This window comes from Pedobacter humicola (genome assembly GCF_056490705.1).
This window is the reverse complement of record NZ_JBWJIG010000001.1, coordinates 554,684-571,418: the sequence shown is the minus strand read 5'-3', so window position 1 is coordinate 571,418 and position 16,735 is coordinate 554,684. Positions and strand designations below refer to the sequence as shown.

The 16,735-nt window shown below is 38.9% G+C and carries 16 protein-coding genes; 9 read left to right on the top strand and 7 right to left on the bottom strand.

What is annotated here, in order from left to right:
- Nucleotides 1-60 precede the first annotated feature (60 nt).
- From kynU to AC04Q1_RS02355, 5 genes are read left to right on the top strand one after another with little or no spacing between them, the layout of a single operon-like run.
- A complete protein-coding gene (kynU, locus tag AC04Q1_RS02375) occupies nucleotides 61-1,347 on the top strand; it encodes a kynureninase (RefSeq protein ID WP_478361450.1) in 1,287 nt (428 codons plus the stop codon).
- A gap of 22 nt (nucleotides 1,348-1,369) precedes the next feature.
- A complete protein-coding gene (locus tag AC04Q1_RS02370; protein WP_478361449.1) occupies nucleotides 1,370-2,230 on the top strand; it encodes a bestrophin family protein in 861 nt (286 codons plus the stop codon).
- The gene (locus tag AC04Q1_RS02365) at nucleotides 2,230-3,132 is read left to right on the top strand and encodes a histone deacetylase family protein (protein ID WP_478361447.1); all 903 of its coding nucleotides are present in this window, start codon (nucleotides 2,230-2,232) and stop codon (nucleotides 3,130-3,132) included. Before AC04Q1_RS02370 ends, AC04Q1_RS02365 begins: the two co-directional genes overlap by 1 nt.
- Nucleotides 3,133-3,174: 42 nt before the next feature.
- Nucleotides 3,175-3,858 (top strand): pseudouridine synthase, encoded by a 684-nt coding sequence (locus AC04Q1_RS02360; protein WP_478361445.1) that lies wholly within the window; start codon nucleotides 3,175-3,177, stop codon nucleotides 3,856-3,858.
- A gap of 38 nt (nucleotides 3,859-3,896) precedes the next feature.
- Nucleotides 3,897-4,631: a hypothetical protein gene (locus AC04Q1_RS02355; protein WP_478361443.1), complete on the top strand. Its 735-nt coding sequence runs from the start codon at nucleotides 3,897-3,899 to the stop codon at nucleotides 4,629-4,631.
- Nucleotides 4,632-4,761: 130 nt separating this feature from the next.
- Here AC04Q1_RS02355 and AC04Q1_RS02350 read toward each other — a convergent pair whose 3' ends face one another.
- The 3 genes from AC04Q1_RS02350 to AC04Q1_RS02340 form a co-directional block, all read right to left on the bottom strand.
- The gene (locus AC04Q1_RS02350) at nucleotides 4,762-6,120 is read right to left on the bottom strand and encodes an MATE family efflux transporter (protein WP_478361441.1); all 1,359 of its coding nucleotides are present in this window, start codon (nucleotides 6,118-6,120) and stop codon (nucleotides 4,762-4,764) included.
- Between the two features lie 190 nt (nucleotides 6,121-6,310).
- Nucleotides 6,311-6,940, bottom strand: a complete 630-nt coding sequence (locus AC04Q1_RS02345; RefSeq protein ID WP_478361438.1) for an AlbA family DNA-binding domain-containing protein — start codon at nucleotides 6,938-6,940, stop codon at nucleotides 6,311-6,313.
- A 10-nt stretch (nucleotides 6,941-6,950) separates the two neighbouring features.
- Nucleotides 6,951-7,436, bottom strand: coding sequence for a DUF4442 domain-containing protein (locus AC04Q1_RS02340; RefSeq protein WP_478361436.1), 486 nt, complete (start codon nucleotides 7,434-7,436; stop codon nucleotides 6,951-6,953).
- A gap of 392 nt (nucleotides 7,437-7,828) precedes the next feature.
- On the opposite strand from AC04Q1_RS02340, the gene AC04Q1_RS02335 reads away from it, so the two are divergent.
- The 4 genes from AC04Q1_RS02335 to AC04Q1_RS02320 all read left to right on the top strand — a co-directional run bounded on the left by AC04Q1_RS02335 (nucleotide 7,829) and on the right by AC04Q1_RS02320 (nucleotide 10,739).
- Nucleotides 7,829-8,056 carry a coproporphyrinogen III oxidase gene (locus tag AC04Q1_RS02335; RefSeq protein WP_478361434.1) on the top strand — a complete coding sequence of 76 codons (228 nt, stop codon included), beginning with the start codon at nucleotides 7,829-7,831 and terminating at the stop codon, nucleotides 8,054-8,056.
- Between the two features lie 103 nt (nucleotides 8,057-8,159).
- Nucleotides 8,160-9,392 (top strand): MFS transporter, encoded by a 1,233-nt coding sequence (locus AC04Q1_RS02330; protein ID WP_478361432.1) that lies wholly within the window; start codon nucleotides 8,160-8,162, stop codon nucleotides 9,390-9,392.
- Between the two features lie 105 nt (nucleotides 9,393-9,497).
- The gene (gene hemF, locus AC04Q1_RS02325; RefSeq protein WP_478361879.1) at nucleotides 9,498-10,391 is read left to right on the top strand and encodes an oxygen-dependent coproporphyrinogen oxidase; all 894 of its coding nucleotides are present in this window, start codon (nucleotides 9,498-9,500) and stop codon (nucleotides 10,389-10,391) included.
- Entirely contained in the window at nucleotides 10,392-10,739 is a 348-nt protein-coding gene (locus AC04Q1_RS02320) for a hypothetical protein (RefSeq protein WP_478361430.1), read from the top strand.
- A gap of 15 nt (nucleotides 10,740-10,754) precedes the next feature.
- On the opposite strand, the gene AC04Q1_RS02315 is transcribed toward AC04Q1_RS02320, so the two are convergent.
- The 4 genes from AC04Q1_RS02315 to gyrA all read right to left on the bottom strand — a co-directional run bounded on the left by AC04Q1_RS02315 (nucleotide 10,755) and on the right by gyrA (nucleotide 16,516).
- Nucleotides 10,755-11,453: an endonuclease V gene (locus AC04Q1_RS02315; protein ID WP_478361429.1), complete on the bottom strand. Its 699-nt coding sequence runs from the start codon at nucleotides 11,451-11,453 to the stop codon at nucleotides 10,755-10,757.
- Nucleotides 11,454-11,564: 111 nt separating this feature from the next.
- Nucleotides 11,565-12,710, bottom strand: a complete 1,146-nt coding sequence (locus tag AC04Q1_RS02310) for a tetratricopeptide repeat protein (protein ID WP_478361427.1) — start codon at nucleotides 12,708-12,710, stop codon at nucleotides 11,565-11,567.
- A gap of 99 nt (nucleotides 12,711-12,809) precedes the next feature.
- Nucleotides 12,810-13,898, bottom strand: a complete 1,089-nt coding sequence (locus AC04Q1_RS02305; RefSeq protein ID WP_478361425.1) for a tetratricopeptide repeat protein — start codon at nucleotides 13,896-13,898, stop codon at nucleotides 12,810-12,812.
- Between the two features lie 26 nt (nucleotides 13,899-13,924).
- Complete coding sequence (gene gyrA, locus AC04Q1_RS02300; protein ID WP_478361423.1) at nucleotides 13,925-16,516, bottom strand: DNA gyrase subunit A; 2,592 nt, start codon at nucleotides 16,514-16,516, stop codon at nucleotides 13,925-13,927.
- Between the last annotated feature and the right edge of the window lie 219 nt (nucleotides 16,517-16,735).

Sequence of the window (16,735 nt, the reverse complement as noted above, 5' to 3'; positions counted from 1 at the left end):
CAACATAAATCGTAAAGCAGGATTGGAAACAATGCCTGCTTTTTTTGTAATATTGAGGTCATGAATTACGAAAATAACTTTTCATTCGCTCAGGCACAGGACGAGGCTGATCCGCTCAGTCATTTCAGGTCACAATTTTTATTTCCAAAACATAATGATAAAGATTTTATTTACCTGTGTGGTAATTCATTAGGGCTTCAACCTAAAGTAGTGGGAGAAGTTATAAAACGTCAGCTTGATAACTGGGCAAACTATGCGGTAGAAGGTTGGTTTGATGGAAATGAGCCCTGGATGTTCTATCATAAGGAGCTTAAAAATTTAATGGCCCCGATTGTTGGCGCATTGCCATCAGAAGTCTGCCCAATGAACACCTTGACGGTAAACCTCCATCTGCTGATGGTCAGCTTTTATCAGCCCAAAGGAAGGCGATTTAAAATCATTATGGAAGGTGGTGCTTTCCCGTCTGATCAGTATGCGATAGAAAGCCATGTTAGATTTCGCGGTTTTGACCCAAAAGAAGCGATTGTAGAGGTTTTTCCCAGGGAGGGCGAAGAAGTGCTTCGAACTGAGGATATCGTAGCTCAGATCAAAGAAAATAGAGACGAAATCGCACTCGTATTATTTGGCGGGATTAATTATTACACCGGACAATGGTATGATATGGAAATCATTACAAAAGCAGGTCATGAAATTGGTGCCCTCGTGGGTTGGGATTTGGCACATGCAGCTGGAAATGTTCCCGTGCAACTTCACGATTGGGATGTAGATTTTGCCTGCTGGTGCTCATACAAATACCAGAATTCGGGACCGGGTGGAATAAGTGGCATTTTCGTCCATGAAAAACACTTTAACAATACTGAACTAAACCGTTTCGCAGGATGGTGGGGCTATCAGGAAAACAAGCGTTTTAAAATGGAAAAAGGTTTTGTTCCTGAGGTTGGAGCAGATGGCTGGCAGGTGAGCTGCACACAGGTGATGCCTATGGCTTTATACCATGCTTCGCTTCAAATATTTGAACAGGCAGGCTTTATCGAACCATTACGGAATAAGAGTATTGCTTTAACTGGATATCTTGAATCTATTATAAATGAAGTAAATAAAGAATTAGGAGTCGTTCAATATAAAATCATCACTCCAAAAGAAGAAAAAGATAGGGGCGCTCAACTTTCCATCATCGCACAGCGTAAAGGTAAGCAGATTTTTGACGGGTTAATGGCCAATCATGTGCTTGGCGACTGGCGTGAACCCGATGTAATCCGCCTTAGTGCCGTGCCACTTTACAACTCTTTTGAAGATGTATTTTTAGCAGGACAGGCACTTTTAACAGTAAGTAAAAACATTTTATAATCCGTTCATAAAAGAATTAAAAATGATCAACTACAACCCTAAAGACTGGAGCACCTTCATTTTCCATATACACAAGAGTGATACTTTCAGGAAACTCTGGCCTTTAATGTTAGCTGTAGCCATTTTTTCGGGTATAGTTGCTTTTGCCGAACTGAATTTCTTCCAACTTTCTAAAAGCAGTTATGTAACCAACATCGGCATGATGCATAGCTTACTGGGTTTTGTATTATCGATGTTACTGGTTTTTAGAACGAATACAGCTTACGACAGGTGGTGGGAAGGTAGAAAGCTATTGGGATCATTAACAAACGTGAGCCGAAACCTGGCCATGAAGATAAAAGCCCTCAAATTAATAGAAGAGGATGTTCGTTTTTATACATATGGAATCCCTAAATATGCTTTTGCCTTAAAAGAACACTTGCGCGAAAGGATGTATTTTGGTAAAAACAGCCTGTTAATTGAGGTGGAAGAAGGCAAGCACGTTCCAAACCAGATCGCAGGCAGTTTAATCAACAGATTTTACGAGTTATTGCAAAAAGGCGCTATCTCTCAGGAACAGTTCATTGTGTTTTCAAGCGATTTTAACCAGTTTACTGATATCTGCGGAGCTTGTGAAAGAATCAAAAACACGCCGATTCCATATTCGTACAGTGCATTTATTAAAAAATTCATCTTCATTTACGTGATCACCTTACCGTTTGGATGGGTATTCAGTTTGGGATATTTTGTTGTGCCAATTGTTCCCTTTATCCTCTATGTATTAGCGAGTTTGGAGTTGATAGCTGAAGAAATAGAGAATCCATTTGGGGAGGATGCAAATGATCTCCCTGTAGATCAGATCTGCAATAATATCGAAAAACACGTAGAAGAGATTTTAGGTTGATGATCAAGATTGCCTGGCATCCATTATATGCACACCCATTACCAGAAGGGCATCGTTTTCCAATGCTCAAATACGAACTCATACCCGAACAGCTGTTGCATGAAGGAACCATCGAGCAACAAAATCTGTTTAGTCCTGAGCCCGTTAGTGAAGATACCATACTATTGACACACGAGAAGCTTTACTGGGAGCAGTTAAGGGATTTAACGCTCCCGGCAAAAGATCAACGGCGGATCGGCTTTCCTTTGAATGATCAACTATTGGGACGTGAATTAAGGATAACACAGGGGACAATTGATGGGGCACATTTTGCACTAAACCATGGAATTGCCTTTAATGTGGCTGGAGGGACGCATCACGCAGGCAGTAATTGGGGCGAAGGATTCTGTTTGTTAAATGATCAGGCTATAACCGCTAACTATTTATTAAATAGAGGATTATCCAAACGCATCTTAATTATCGATTTAGATGTGCATCAGGGGAATGGTACAGCCGAAATCTTTCAGCATGAGCCAAAGGTATTTACTTTTTCGATGCATGGCGATAAAAATTTCCCTTTTAGAAAAGAAATTTCAAGCCTGGATGTGCCTTTGGATGACGGCATGCAGGATGAAGAATACTTATCACTTTTGAACATCAACCTCAAAAAAGCGTTTGAAAGGGCTAAACCTGACTTTGTATTTTATCTATCAGGCGTAGATGTGCTTTCTACAGATAAACTGGGAAAACTAGCGCTGAGTAAGGCTGCCTGTAAAGAACGCGACAGAATAGTGCTGCAGGCCTGCAAGAACAAAAATCTGCCTTTACAAGTGAGTATGGGTGGTGGTTACTCTGCAGATATCAAAGATATTGTAGATGCACACTGCAATACCTACAGACTGGCATTCGATTTATTTACTTAGCCCATTATGCAAAAACTATAATATCCTTATCTTCGCGGCAATATGTTGGAGATTATTTACCAGGACGAGCATCTAATTGCGATTAACAAACCCCACGGATTGTTGGTGCATCAATCGTCGATTGCCAGGGATGCGACTGAATTTGCACTGCAGTTACTGAGAGACCAGGTTGGCAAACACGTTAGTCCTGTACACCGCTTAGACAGGAAGACCAGCGGAATCTTATTATTTGCTTTTGATAAGACATCAGAAATTGCTATGCATCAGCAATTTATGAATACCGAAACCAATAAAAAATATTTAGCCATCTTACGTGGTTTCACCCCAGATGTAATGGAAATAGATTATCCTTTGGCCAAAGAAAACGGAACCATGCAGGATGCGTTTACCTCATTTATCACGCTCCAAAGGGCAGAGGTTCCGGTAGCCTTTGGGAAACACGCAACATCAAGATATTCTTTAATTGAGGCTACCCCAAAAACAGGAAGGACGCATCAACTGAGAAGACACTTTAGCCATATCCTGCATCCCATCATTGGCGATCGGACACATGGCTGCAACAAACAGAACAAATTCTTTAAAGATCAGTGGGAGATGACCACCATGTTACTCCATGCCTCTGAACTGGAATTTGCGCATCCCATCACTAAAGAAAGCATCCATTTAAAAGCTGGTTTACATGATGAGTTTAAGCGGGTATTGGATTTCATGAAAATGGAACGCTAACACAATTTTTACTTTCAAAATCTGTTTATATAACATCTATGATTAAATACCTACGTTTTACACTTCCAGTTTTAGCGCTTTTCGCGGCAAGTTGTTCTTCAGTTTATATGCCAAACGTTCCAAATACCCCCATGTTGAGCAAACAGGGCGAGTTTAGCGGAGGCGCGCACATTTCTTTAAAAGGTAATGCCAGTGTTAATGGGGCATATGCTGTTTCTGATCACATCGGTGTGCTTTTTAGTGGTTCAAGAATGAACAGCGAAAGAAAGAGCAAAGATTTCGGCCATAAACTGATTGAAATTGGCGGTGGCTATTTTGATACCTTTGGTCCTGACAATAACCGGATTATTGAGGTTTACGCCGGTGTAGGAAAAGGTTGGAGCGACATTACCTTCCGTGATTTTAAAAATGATATACTGATCAGCAGTGAACTACAGGAAGTAGATTACAGGAAAACATTTTTACAGGTAAACTATAGTTCAAAAAAGAAGAACAACCTGCATTTATTTGGAACTGATTTCCCCATCAATTACGGTACCGCATTAAGAATCAGTCACGTTAAAATGGACCGTTTCTTTTTAAATGGTGTTGTACAACCTAAGGAAGATAATATTTTCTTTGAACCTGTATTCTTTACGCGTATGGCTTTGAGTAAAACTTTCCAGCTACAGTATACCACAAGCAGTAATATCGGCTTAAAGAACCGCAAATACATGTCGGCAGGCAATTCGATCTTCACCATTGGCGTGGTGGTCAATGTGGGTGGGAAATAATGAATTGTTTTCCATTGCGAGAAGAATGACAGCCTGCCCAGAATTTTCGAAGAGGAAATCGACCATCATGGGTCATAAGCTACCCTTGCAGAATTGCTTTATACCTCTTAATGACGATGCAGGTACTAAACTAACCGGTTTTCAAACTCCTTGTTTTGTTTTGAAAGCGCATAAATAACAGGATAGAGGCCGTTAATAAACCTAAGGTTAATCCGTACCAAATGCCATTAACCCCCAGGCTGAAATGAAATCCCAATATGTATCCAATGGGGATTCCGACAACCCAATACGCTAGAAAAGTAATAAAAGTAGGAATATTTACATCACCAACACCACGTAATACACCCAATCCCACCACTTGTGTCCCATCGAACAATTGAAAAAAGCCCGCAATAATCAATAATTGAGCTGCAATTGGAATAACAGCAGCATCTTCAGTGTAGATAAAGGGCATCAGGTTATTGGCCAGCACAAAAATAACTGCCGTACAGCACATAAATAGTAAAATAACATGATAACTGGCTATGGCAGATTTACGCAAATCATCAAAATTTTTCTTGCCAAAATTATTACCGGTTTTGATGGTAGCAGCCGAAGCTACGCCACTGGCAATCATGTAGGTCATTGCGGCTAAGCTGATGGCGATTTGATGTGCAGCTTGTTCAACCGCTCCGATGGTACCAATCAATACTGCAGCACCGCTAAAAGCGCTGATTTCGAAAGAATATTGCATTGCAACAGGCATTCCGATCTTTGCAATCTTAATGGCTCTTAGACTATCAAAAAATGTGGCTTTAAAACTGACCAGGTATTTTTTAAAATGTTGGGAGCGGAGTACATAAAAACACATTACAGTAGCCATTAAAATGCGATCGATTAGGGTACTTAAGCCTACACCACTAACCCCCATCGATTTAATGCCAAACATTCCTTTTACAAAAATAATCCCTAAAATAATGTTAATGGCATTTCCCCAGATGGAAACAAACATAGCCTGTTTGGTAAAACCCAAACCTTCTGCAAACTGCTTAAAGGTTTGAAAAATCAACAATGGAATAATGGAAACAGATAAAAGATTGAGGTACGGCTTTGCATACCGCACGACCTCTGGTGTTTGTTCCAGGTGATCGATCACGAAAAATATGCCCAATTGGACCAGTAGATATAAAAATATGCCCACGCAAATGTTGATGATTAGGCTGTTGGATAAAAGCTTTCCACATTCATCATCATTTTGCCGACCGTTTTCTTGTGCGATAAGTGGTGTTAAGCCATAGGAAATCCCCAGGCCAATCACTAAAATGAGCATAAAAATGCTGTTTACCAGCGAAACAGCAGCCAATTGAATGGTATCAGTAAAGTGGCCTACAATAATACTATCGGCCATGTGTACCAAAGTATGACCTACCTGAGAGCCAACAATTGGCAGTGCCAAATGAAGGTTTTCTTTGTAATAAGGTTTATATTTGGTGTAAATTTTAGAAAACATAAGTTTGCAAAGGTCGGTTTTTTAAACATCAAAAAGTAGGGATGTAGAAAAGTTAATGCTTGGTTTTCCAAATTCGACAGTCATCTTGCTCCTAAGATTAGAGACAAAAAACCAACTCAGAGGTAAATTTTCTTTTTAGATCCTTAAATAAGTTCGGAAAGAAGGACCTCCGGCAGAACGGCTGCAAAGCTTACCTCACCGCGGTAAAGTACTCTTCCTTTTCCGAGGTGTGCGACTTGATCACATTGGTCAAAATTAAATTGACCAATACCTTTTGTGCCTTCCGGTAAGAACTGCGCAACAGCTTGCTAAATTCTTTTAAAGTAATCTTTTCGTTCTGCGCTAAGTATTCGAGCAATTTTTTTTCGTTATCAGAGTAGGAGATGAGCACCCCATCATTTTTATACTCCTGTTTAAGCACTTCAATAATAATCCGACTGGCCAGAACACTCTTATCATCAATGCGGATATAGGCCCACCATTTTTTTTGGTCATCAAGCGCATAATGTGGCTTGGTATCGCTTTCAGGGATGTTTACCACCAGTACCAATTTATCATCCACATAAATTTCCTCAAAATAAGGTTCAATTGCAGGTTTGCAAAACTGGTGTGCAGAAGTTAAGATCATGTATTTTTCTTCCTCTTCCGATTTTACACCTTTAATGGATCCATCATCCGCTACACCAATTAATAATTTTCCACCTTTATTGTTGGCAAAGGCCACCAGGCTTTTGGCTATTTTTTCGGTACTGGTAATCGTTTTTTTGAAATCGAGCATCACACCTTCGCCCTGCAAAATTAAACTCTTAATACTCGGCATAATCTAAAAATTAATAAGCAACTCTAGGCGTTTCGCCCTGGTGCAGGTTTCGGATATACACTTCATTCATTACAGTAGCACACAGGTCACCATCTTTATTGGTAATTTCCATGGGGTAGGCCTTTACAAACTTTCCAACGGTTTTTAAAGCGTGTTCGGCCTCGTTCAACATTTCGTCTGTAACAGTTATCGTAAAATATAATGTAGAACGTCCGGGTTTTAAATATTGTATGGAAGCGCTCTTTAGCCAAACACGAACTTTAAAACCCCTACGCTGCATCAACTGATCGAATAACAAGGCATAAAACGGATCTGTTGCAGCATAAATGGTGCCTCCAAAAATAGAACCGTTATAATTTTTATTCAAGAAACTCTTACTAAGCTTAACCGTACAGCTTCTAAATTCATTTTCAAATTTCTGAACCCAAATGCGCTGAAAAAACAGGGGTGGGTAAAGGCGCATTACCCATTTCAGGGTGTTCTGAGAAATAATCATATTTACTAATATCAGAAAGTTTTATCACCTTTTAAAGTTTTAGAGATCTTGTTTTGGTAATATTTCCGTAATTATAGAATGAGGCATGTTCTCAATATCATTATCGAAGCTTAGCTGATTTAGACAGATGGGCTTATAAGCAAACATCAATGTAGTGCCTGATGAGTTGACGTGTAAAGCAACCGATATTTCTTGATGGCCGGAGAATTTGAGATTAAAGAAGTTGCCGTTTCGAAAGCCTCACCAAAGATTTACCACAAACAGGAAGATAATTTAATCGCGCAAAACACTGGTAATCAGTATAATCACATACGGATAATGGGTATAAAATAAAAAAAAATAAAACCAAATGATTATAGGGTTGTTACGTTGATAGATAACAATAAAAAACTATGAAAAAAATAATCTTAAGTCTTGCTTTCGCGGGTTCTCTTATGATAGCCACTTCAGCATGCAATTCGTCTAAAAATATGGCCGGTTCTTCGGACAGCACTGCGACGGATTCTACAAAATCAGTACCTATGGATACTACAAAAACGGCACCAGACACCACGTCTAAAAAAATGCCTGACACCACAAAAATGCCACCTGATACCACAAAAAAAAATCCTCCTATGTAGGTTGATAAAAGCCACTCTGAAACCAGAGTGGCTTTTATTTTAAAAAATCTATTTTAAATATTTGTGTTATTGCGTACTTTCAGCGTTTAAACCAAATAATTAAATGGATCTTCAAGCCCAAACCAACAAGCGTAATGTATTTTTCCTGGTCATAGTAGCTGCCCTAGGCTATTTCGTTGACATTTACGACCTCGTTTTATTCTCCGTTGTACGTCTTAAAAGCTTTACTGATATCGGTGTTTCTGCTGAACACATGCGTACTGATGGCGAATATGTGATTAACATGCAAATGTTCGGATTGTTGCTTGGCGGTTTGCTATGGGGAATTATCGGCGATAAATTTGGTCGGATAAAGGTTTTGTTTGGCTCTATATTAATGTATTCGTTGGCCAACATTGCGAATGGTTTTGCAACCGATGTACACACTTATGCCATGATTAGGTTTATAGCGGGCATTGGTCTCGCAGGCGAACTTGGTGCTGGGATCACACTGGTTACCGAAACAATGGATAAAGAAAAACGTGGTTATGGAACAATGGTGGTAGCTGGTATCGGTTTACTGGGTGCAGCGGCGGCCGCTACCATAGGTAAACATTTCACCTGGCAAACTTCTTATTTCGTTGGCGGTGGAATGGGCCTTCTATTATTACTTTTACGCGTAGGTACTTTCGAATCAGGCATGTTTAAACATGCTGAACAGCACACCGAAGTTTCAAAAGGTAATTTCTTTATGCTTTTTTCTGACAGAAAGCGGTTTTTAAAATATTTGGCCTGTATATGTTTAGGGCTTCCACTGTGGTTCATTGTAGGGATTTTGGTTACCCAATCGCCAGAAATAGGGAAGGCGTTAGGTGCAAAAGACCTGCTTAATGCCGGTACAGGTATTATGTATACTTATTTTGGTATTGCCATTGGTGATGTAGTATGTGGCTTTTTGGCACAGGTATTAAAATCGCGCAAGAAAACTGTACTGATTTTCCAAAGTCTTTCGGTGATTACAGTAATTATTTACCTTACAAGTGCAGGCTTAACGGAGAGCCGTTTTATTTTAATCTGTTTGTTTATGGGGTTTGCGGTTGGCTATTGGGCAACATTTGTAACCATCGCTGCCGAACAGTTTGGTACCAATATCCGCTCTACCGTAACTACAACAGCCCCTAACTTTGTACGCGGCGCTTTAATTCCAATCACTTTGGTTTTCGAATTTTTTGTTCACCGCTATAATATAGTTTCAGCTGCATTTATTGTAATGGGAATTGTAACGGTAATTGCCATGATTTCAGTATCCTATTTGAAAGAAAGTTTTAATAAGGATCTTAATTATTTAGAAGAGTAGTTTACATCAAACTAAAACCAATGTCAATAAAATGTACTATCTAAACATAAATCAATATAGCTGCTTTAATAGGCTTAAATTTGTATGGAATTAGAAAAAGCCGTCATGTTTAAAGAAGAAGTAGCAGCGAGGTATCAGCAAATACAGGATGAAATTTGCAGGGGATTGGAAATTGCCGATGGCAAAGGGAAATTTGAAGAGGAACTTTGGGAAAGAAACGGTGGGGGAGGCGGACGCACCCGGATTATGCAAAACGGAGCAATAATCGAAAAAGGCGGCGTAAATTTCTCTGCAGTACATGGTAAATTGCCTGAAAGCGTAAAAAAAGCCTTTAATGTAACTGAGGATGATTTTTTTGCTACCGGAGTATCCATTGTAATCCACCCAAACCATCCAATGGTTCCGATTATTCACATGAATATCCGTTATTTTGAGCTGAACGAAGAAACGCGCTGGTTTGGTGGCGGTATCGATTTAACACCACATTATGTATTTGAAAACGACGCCCGTTTTTTTCACCATAAATTGAAGCAGACTTGCGACGATTTCAGCAGTGACTTTTATCCAAAATTTAAAACCCATGCCGACGATTATTTTTTCATAAAACACCGTGAAGAAACCCGTGGTATCGGTGGGATTTTTTATGACAGACTGAAACCAGAAACCACCAATTTATCCTGGGAGCAGATTTTGGATTTCTCAGCGCATGTTGGCGAAACATTTTTACCAATTTACACCGAACTGATCGATAGAAACCGTGATAAAGAATTTACGGAAGCCCAAAAACAATGGCAATATCAGCGTCGTAGCCGTTATGTAGAATTTAATTTAGTTTACGATTCGGGAACAAAATTTGGATTAGAAACAAACGGCCGTATAGAATCTATTTTAATGAGTTTACCACCACAGGCAAACTGGGGCTACAATGTTCAGCCTGAAATTAATTCTGATGAATATAAAACCCAACAACTGCTTAAAAAAGGAATTAACTGGATTTAAATGACTGAATTGAGCGAATTTGAGCTATTATTGCTCAACACTATAATTGAAAATAACGCTAAAAAATTTCAATATCTTTCTGAGCATTTAGATTTTGTAAGAATCGAAAGTACCAAAGCAACAGTTACAGGCCTGTATTTAAGCTTTGCTTACCTGAAAGAATTTCTTCAGGAAGAAGAATTTGAAAACGGTTTATTAAGCGCAGAACATAAACTCAGCGCTCCGGGCCTGAAAAACGATTTAACCTATTGTTTAGATGTTACAAACGGTAAAATGGATTTCCTTGAAATCGTAACCAATGAAAAGGAAACCTGGGACGGTAATTTGGAAAATTGCAGTTTGAATTAATTCTTGCAGCGTGTTTTAAAATAAAGTTAAGGGCGGCGATAATTCGTGGCAGCCGGCTTTTAGCTTGCCAATCCGAAAATCATTTACAATATTGTGCGCTATACGTGTTGGTTCTGGGATCCTATAATTGCCAGCGCATTTTTTAATAATCGACAAACTCTGGTCGGCCGTAATTAAATGACCTGCAGACACGTATATTGATTCGCAGTTTATTTTTGTGCGTAAGGCAAAGCCCAATGTTTCACCATGACTGACAATCTCAGCGGTACTCAATCTTATGTTTTCAGGAACATGATTTTCGCCATGAAGAAGGCTCTTCGCACAACCAATTGTAGCCTGATCGGCAAGGATTCCGAAATGTGAAGCCACGCCCATACGCCGCGGATGCAAAATTCCATTGCCGTCAAGTACTACAACATCTGGTTTATCGTTTATCAAATCCCAGACTTTTAACAGCGCCGGAACTTCTTTAAAACCCAAAAATCCGGCTTTATACGGAAAACTGGTTTCGTAAGTTTCCAATGCGAAAGATTTTAGCACCATAGCCGGATAAGTTAAAATCACGATTCCCGCGTACATAGTTGTGCTGTTTTTATTGAATGAAATATCTGCACCGGCAATGGTTTCAATTTTATCCAGATGTTGAAACTTTAATCGACTGGCAAGCTCAATCTGGTAAGCAGCAGCATCTTCGAAGCTATAATGGTCGTACATAATAATAGTACAATTTGTTTGAACAAATGTTTTATTGGTTTGTCTTATAATTAATATTATGTTAAGTTGTGTTTTATAACACCATCCTATTCCCACACATTAATCCATAAATTATAATTCTTGGAGTTTACGGTTAAGTTCCTGTACTTTGTTCGTTGCTCCTTTTTTCGTGTAGATATCGATAAGTAATTGCACCGTTTTTTTATCGTTCGGATTAATTTCATTTGCACGCTGCAAAGCGAACTGTGCACGGTTTATCAAACCTTTATATTTGTCGGTTTTATCAGTATCATTTTTGCTCAGGGTTTCGTTGGCGGTATTGATATATGCTAAACTCAACTGGTACAATGCATCAAAATAATTCTGATCTGTAGACAAAGCTTTATCATAGGATAAAATTGCTGTTGCATTATTTCCGCCAATCTGTTGCAGATAACCATAGAGAAAATAAAGCAGCTTACTTCCTTTTTCTACTTTCAGATTGTTTTCGATCAGTCCCTGTGCTTTACTGTAATTTTCAGTGTCGAGCAAAAGATTAATATAATCATTGGTTAAAAAACGGTTAAATGGATTCAGAACCAGACCATCCTCTAAGGTTTTAATAGCGGTTTCGTTCTCAGATTTCACCACATACATCTGCGCCATTTTCTGAAAAACAGATGGATTTTTGATGCCATTTTCTTTTGCGCGCTTAAAATAAGTTAAAGATTCATCATAAGATTGAATATTTAAGGCACAGATTGCCGTATTTAAGGCTAAAGTGGTATCTGCAGGGAAGTTATCGCATACTTCCTTTAGATCAGCAAATGCCTCTTTAAAATCATTGTTAAAATAGGCTTCATTGCCTTTCTCCTGTTTTTTGATCAGGATATTGTGGTTTGATGCTTTAATCAAGCCCCCATTATCGTCATAACGGTCTAAAGATTTAGCTTTGGCTACGGCTTCAACAGCAGTATCGTAAAACTTATTGGCATTGTTAGGATCAGTATCGATCAATGAAGCAAAAGATGTGAGGTAAGATTTTATAGACCAGGTTTCTCCCCAATTCTTTGTTTTATTGTCTTTTTCGGCAGATTCGATTGACTTTAAGCCTTCTGTTATGATCGATAACTGTTTTTTCTCATCTTCCTTATTGGCGATCGATGCCTGCAGTTTCCCCACAGCATTTCTAGCGATAAGAATTTGACTTTTTTGCGCTACAGCATTAAAAGAGACGAAAATTAAAGCGGTTAATGATATTTTAAGGCAATTCTGCATAGATATATTGATGAGGTAAAACCGTAATAAACCATAAAAATAAACATAAAAAAAAGAGCCCCGAAATTTCAGGGCTCTTTTTTTGAATCGATTAACAAATTATTGCTTAGGCAAAGCGTCTAAACGTTTCTTGATATCTTCGTAGTTTTTAGTATCGTTCCTAAAAGCATAGATCGTTTTTAACGTTTCTAATGCACCTTGATTTTTAGCATCAACTTCTAACGCTTTTTTGTAAAATGGTAGCGATTTATCTAACAAAGCATTCATTTTACCGGTTACTTCGTTAAATTCTTTTACCTTTTTAGGATCGATTTTATTTCTGTCGGCCTGTAATTTTAAAGCCTGGCTAAAATAAATATTACCCAATAAAACCTGATAATTTGGATTGTTTGGCTCTTTTGTTGCCAAAGCCACTAACATTTGCTCTGATTTTGCTGCATCGCCCCTATCAATATAGATCTGAGTTTCAGTTTTGATCCAATCTGTGTTTTCTGGGAATTTAGCACTTGCTTCCTTGATGATAGCCAATGCAGCAGTTGTATCTTTTTGTTTGCTTAATACCGTACTGATTACTTCAGAATACAAATCTTTTGACTGAGGAGAATTTAAAGAGATTACTTTTTTAAACTGGGTAATCATGCCTGGATAATCCTCAATGTTTCTAGCAGCAATACCCGCATTTAAATACATTGCGGTATCGTTAGGATTGATTACGGTTGCCGCAACGAATTTTTCGTAAGCAGTTTTGTAATCTTTTTTGTTGTAAGCAATTACACCACCGTTTCTCACTGCATTACTGATATTGGTTTCAGCTAAAGCAATATTTTCTTTTTCACTTCCTTTGGTATCCAGTTTTTTAGCTTCAACAACCGCGTCTTGTGCAATTTTCAAGTTTGCATCAGCATTTGCTGTACTTGTTGAATCTAAGATAGCTGCAGATGAAGCAAATAATGCACGATAAGACCATGCTTCTGCGATTACTTTAGATTTCTCATCAGCAATGGCTTTATCAGTATGTGCCAATCCTTTTGCCAACGATTCAAGTTTTTTCGCCAAGGGTGTTGATGCACTTGAAGAAGTCAGCTGGAATAAACCCCAGTCGTTTTTCGCCGCGGTTATTTCACTTTTCTGAGCAAATGCAGAGCTCACCGCACCTGCTAGAAGTATACTTAGAAATACTCTTTTCATAATTTTTATTCTAATCTTAATTTTAGTTAATTTTCTTCTTCCGTTTCGTTATCTGATTCGCCCTCCTCTTCGGTATCATCTGCTTCCGGAGTGGTATCGGCCTCTATTTCTTCACCATCAACTACCAATACATCTTCCAGATCTACTGTTTCTTCTTCATCCTCTTCATGATCGATCTTGGTTACCGATGCAATTTCATCATCACCTTTTAACGATATTAAACGTACCCCCTGAGTGGCACGACCCATTACCCTTAAAGCTGAAACCGGAATCCGGATTACAATGCCCGAACGGTTAATGATCATCAGATCTTCGCTATCAGTAACATCTTTAATTGAAACCAATTGCCCGGTTTTTTCAGTAACATTAATTGTTTTTACTCCCTTACCGCCACGGTTGGTTACACGGTAATCTTCAATGTCGGTACGTTTTCCGTAACCTTTTTCTGATACTACTAACACCGTAACTTCAGGATTGTTTACAGCAATCATGCCAACAACTTCATCCTGATCGTGTGCAAGCCTAACACCACGAACACCGGTTGCTGTTCTACCCATCGGACGAACGGTTTTTTCGTTGAAACGGATTGCCCTGCCAGAGCGCAATGCCATTACAATTTCGCTTTCACCATTGGTTAAGCAAGCTTCTAACAGTACATCACCTTCATTAATATTGATGGCGTTGATACCGTTAACACGTGGACGTGAATAAGCCTCAAGAGAAGTTTTCTTAATGGTACCTTTTTTAGTACACATGATGATAAAATTGTTCTCTAAATATTCCTGATCTTTAAGGTTTTTAACCTTAATGTAAGCTTTAATTTTCTCTTCTTTCGGAATATTGATGATGTTCTGGATTGCTCTTCCTTTACTGGTACGCGACCCTTCAGGGATTTCGTAAACCCTCAGCCAGAAACATCTTCCTGCTTCGGTAAAGAACAACATATAATTGTGGTTGGTGGCCACGAGCATATGTTCAATAAAATCTTCATTTCTTGAAGTACTGCCTTTCGATCCTTTTCCACCTCTGCCCTGTGCTCTGAATTCGGTAGCCGGAGTACGTTTTACATAACCTTCGTGAGAAATCGTGATCACCACTTCTTCATCATCGATGAAATCTTCCATACTCATGTCTTCGGCAGAGTGAACAATAGTTGTTCTACGCTCATCACCAAATTTCTGACGGATTTCCGCTAATTCATCTTTAATGATCTGCATACGTAAACTTTCATCCTCCAAGATGGATTTTAAGTATTCGATGGTTTTCATTAATTCTGCATACTCTTCTTTGATTTTATCACGCTCTAGTCCTGTTAAACGACGAAGCGTCATATCTAAAATCGCCCGGGCCTGGATATCGCTCAATCCAAACTTTTCCATTAATCCTAACCGCGCATCTTCAGGCGTTTCGGAAGCACGGATCAATTTAATTACCTCATCTAAATGATCTAAGGCAATTAAATAGCCTTCTAGGATGTGAGCGCGTTTTTCAGCCTCCGCCAATTCGTAACGGGTACGGCGAACAATTACATCATGACGGTGATCCACAAAATGTACAATTAAATCTTTAAGATTCAACATTTGCGGACGGCCTTTTACCAATGCAATATTATTTACACTGAAAGAAGTTTGTAAAGCAGTGTACTTATATAGGTTGTTTAAAACGATAGAGGCATTTGCATCGCGTTTAATTTCGTAAACGATACGGATACCATCTTTGTTCGATTCGTCTTTAATGTTCGAAATACCTTCCAGTTTTTTCTCGCCAACCAATTCAGCAGTACGCTCAATCATTTGGGCTTTGTTCACCTGGTAAGGAATTTCGGTAACAATGATTACTTCACGGTCTTTAATGTTTTCGATTTCAGCTTTAGCACGCATTACAATACGGCCACGGCCTGTTTCGAAAGCTTCTTTTACCCCGGTATAACCATAAATGATACCACCTGTAGGAAAATCAGGAGCTTTTACAAACTTCATTAATTCTTCAATAGTGATATCTCTGTTGTCGATATAGTTTACAACACCATCGATTACTTCGGTTAAATTGTGGGGTGCCATATTGGTGGCCATACCTACTGCGATACCAGAAGATCCATTCACCAATAAGTTAGGGATTTTTGCGGGTAGTACTGTTGGTTCTTGTAAGGTATCATCAAAGTTTAACTGAAAATCTACAGTATCTTTATTGATATCGGCAAGCATTTCTTCGGCAATTTTCGAGAAACGTGCCTCGGTATAACGCATCGCAGCCGGAGAGTCACCATCAATGTGACCAAAGTTTCCCTGTCCATCTACCATAGGATAACGTAAGCTCCAATCCTGCGCCATACGAACCATGGTGAAATATACGGAGGCATCACCATGTGGGTGATACTTACCTAAAACCTCCCCTACAATACGGGCAGATTTCTTATGTGGTTTATTACTGGTTACACCAAGATCGAGCATACCATATAAAACACGGCGGTGTACCGGTTTCAGTCCATCGCGTACATCAGGCAAAGCCCTTGATACGATTACCGACATTGAATAATCAATGTAGGCCGATTTCATCTGCTCCTCTATATTAATTTGAATGATTTTGTCGTTCTGCTGATTTTCTAAATCTTCTGCCATAAATTATTATTCTCGTTACTTAAAACGATATTAAAAAAGGGTATTACTATAACCTTGCGAATTTAACAAAATTTACCCGAATTAAGGCATTGTGGAAAAGTTTTGACCTTTGTGATAGGTTTTTTACTCCCGGCGGGATTTTAACTTATTGAGGGCCAGTTTAAGCGCTTTTGCCTAAATCTTACAGGTTTCAAATAGTGTAAGGTTTATTGGGCTGTA

What these genes read in the sequence shown, in the direction of transcription:
- kynU (WP_478361450.1), top strand. Translation starts at nt 61, where the DNA reads ATGAATTACGAAAATAACTTTTCATTCGCTCAGGCACAGGACGAGGCT.
- AC04Q1_RS02370 (WP_478361449.1), top strand. Translation starts at nt 1,370, where the DNA reads ATGATCAACTACAACCCTAAAGACTGGAGCACCTTCATTTTCCATATA.
- AC04Q1_RS02365 (WP_478361447.1), top strand. Translation starts at nt 2,230, where the DNA reads ATGATCAAGATTGCCTGGCATCCATTATATGCACACCCATTACCAGAA.
- AC04Q1_RS02360 (WP_478361445.1), top strand. Translation starts at nt 3,175, where the DNA reads ATGTTGGAGATTATTTACCAGGACGAGCATCTAATTGCGATTAACAAA.
- AC04Q1_RS02355 (WP_478361443.1), top strand. Translation starts at nt 3,897, where the DNA reads ATGATTAAATACCTACGTTTTACACTTCCAGTTTTAGCGCTTTTCGCG.
- AC04Q1_RS02350 (WP_478361441.1), bottom strand. Translation starts at nt 6,120, where the DNA reads ATGTTTTCTAAAATTTACACCAAATATAAACCTTATTACAAAGAAAAC.
- AC04Q1_RS02345 (WP_478361438.1), bottom strand. Translation starts at nt 6,940, where the DNA reads ATGCCGAGTATTAAGAGTTTAATTTTGCAGGGCGAAGGTGTGATGCTC.
- AC04Q1_RS02340 (WP_478361436.1), bottom strand. Translation starts at nt 7,436, where the DNA reads ATGATTATTTCTCAGAACACCCTGAAATGGGTAATGCGCCTTTACCCA.
- AC04Q1_RS02335 (WP_478361434.1), top strand. Translation starts at nt 7,829, where the DNA reads ATGAAAAAAATAATCTTAAGTCTTGCTTTCGCGGGTTCTCTTATGATA.
- AC04Q1_RS02330 (WP_478361432.1), top strand. Translation starts at nt 8,160, where the DNA reads ATGGATCTTCAAGCCCAAACCAACAAGCGTAATGTATTTTTCCTGGTC.
- hemF (WP_478361879.1), top strand. Translation starts at nt 9,498, where the DNA reads ATGTTTAAAGAAGAAGTAGCAGCGAGGTATCAGCAAATACAGGATGAA.
- AC04Q1_RS02320 (WP_478361430.1), top strand. Translation starts at nt 10,392, where the DNA reads ATGACTGAATTGAGCGAATTTGAGCTATTATTGCTCAACACTATAATT.
- AC04Q1_RS02315 (WP_478361429.1), bottom strand. Translation starts at nt 11,453, where the DNA reads ATGTACGACCATTATAGCTTCGAAGATGCTGCTGCTTACCAGATTGAG.
- AC04Q1_RS02310 (WP_478361427.1), bottom strand. Translation starts at nt 12,710, where the DNA reads ATGCAGAATTGCCTTAAAATATCATTAACCGCTTTAATTTTCGTCTCT.
- AC04Q1_RS02305 (WP_478361425.1), bottom strand. Translation starts at nt 13,898, where the DNA reads ATGAAAAGAGTATTTCTAAGTATACTTCTAGCAGGTGCGGTGAGCTCT.
- gyrA (WP_478361423.1), bottom strand. Translation starts at nt 16,516, where the DNA reads ATGGCAGAAGATTTAGAAAATCAGCAGAACGACAAAATCATTCAAATT.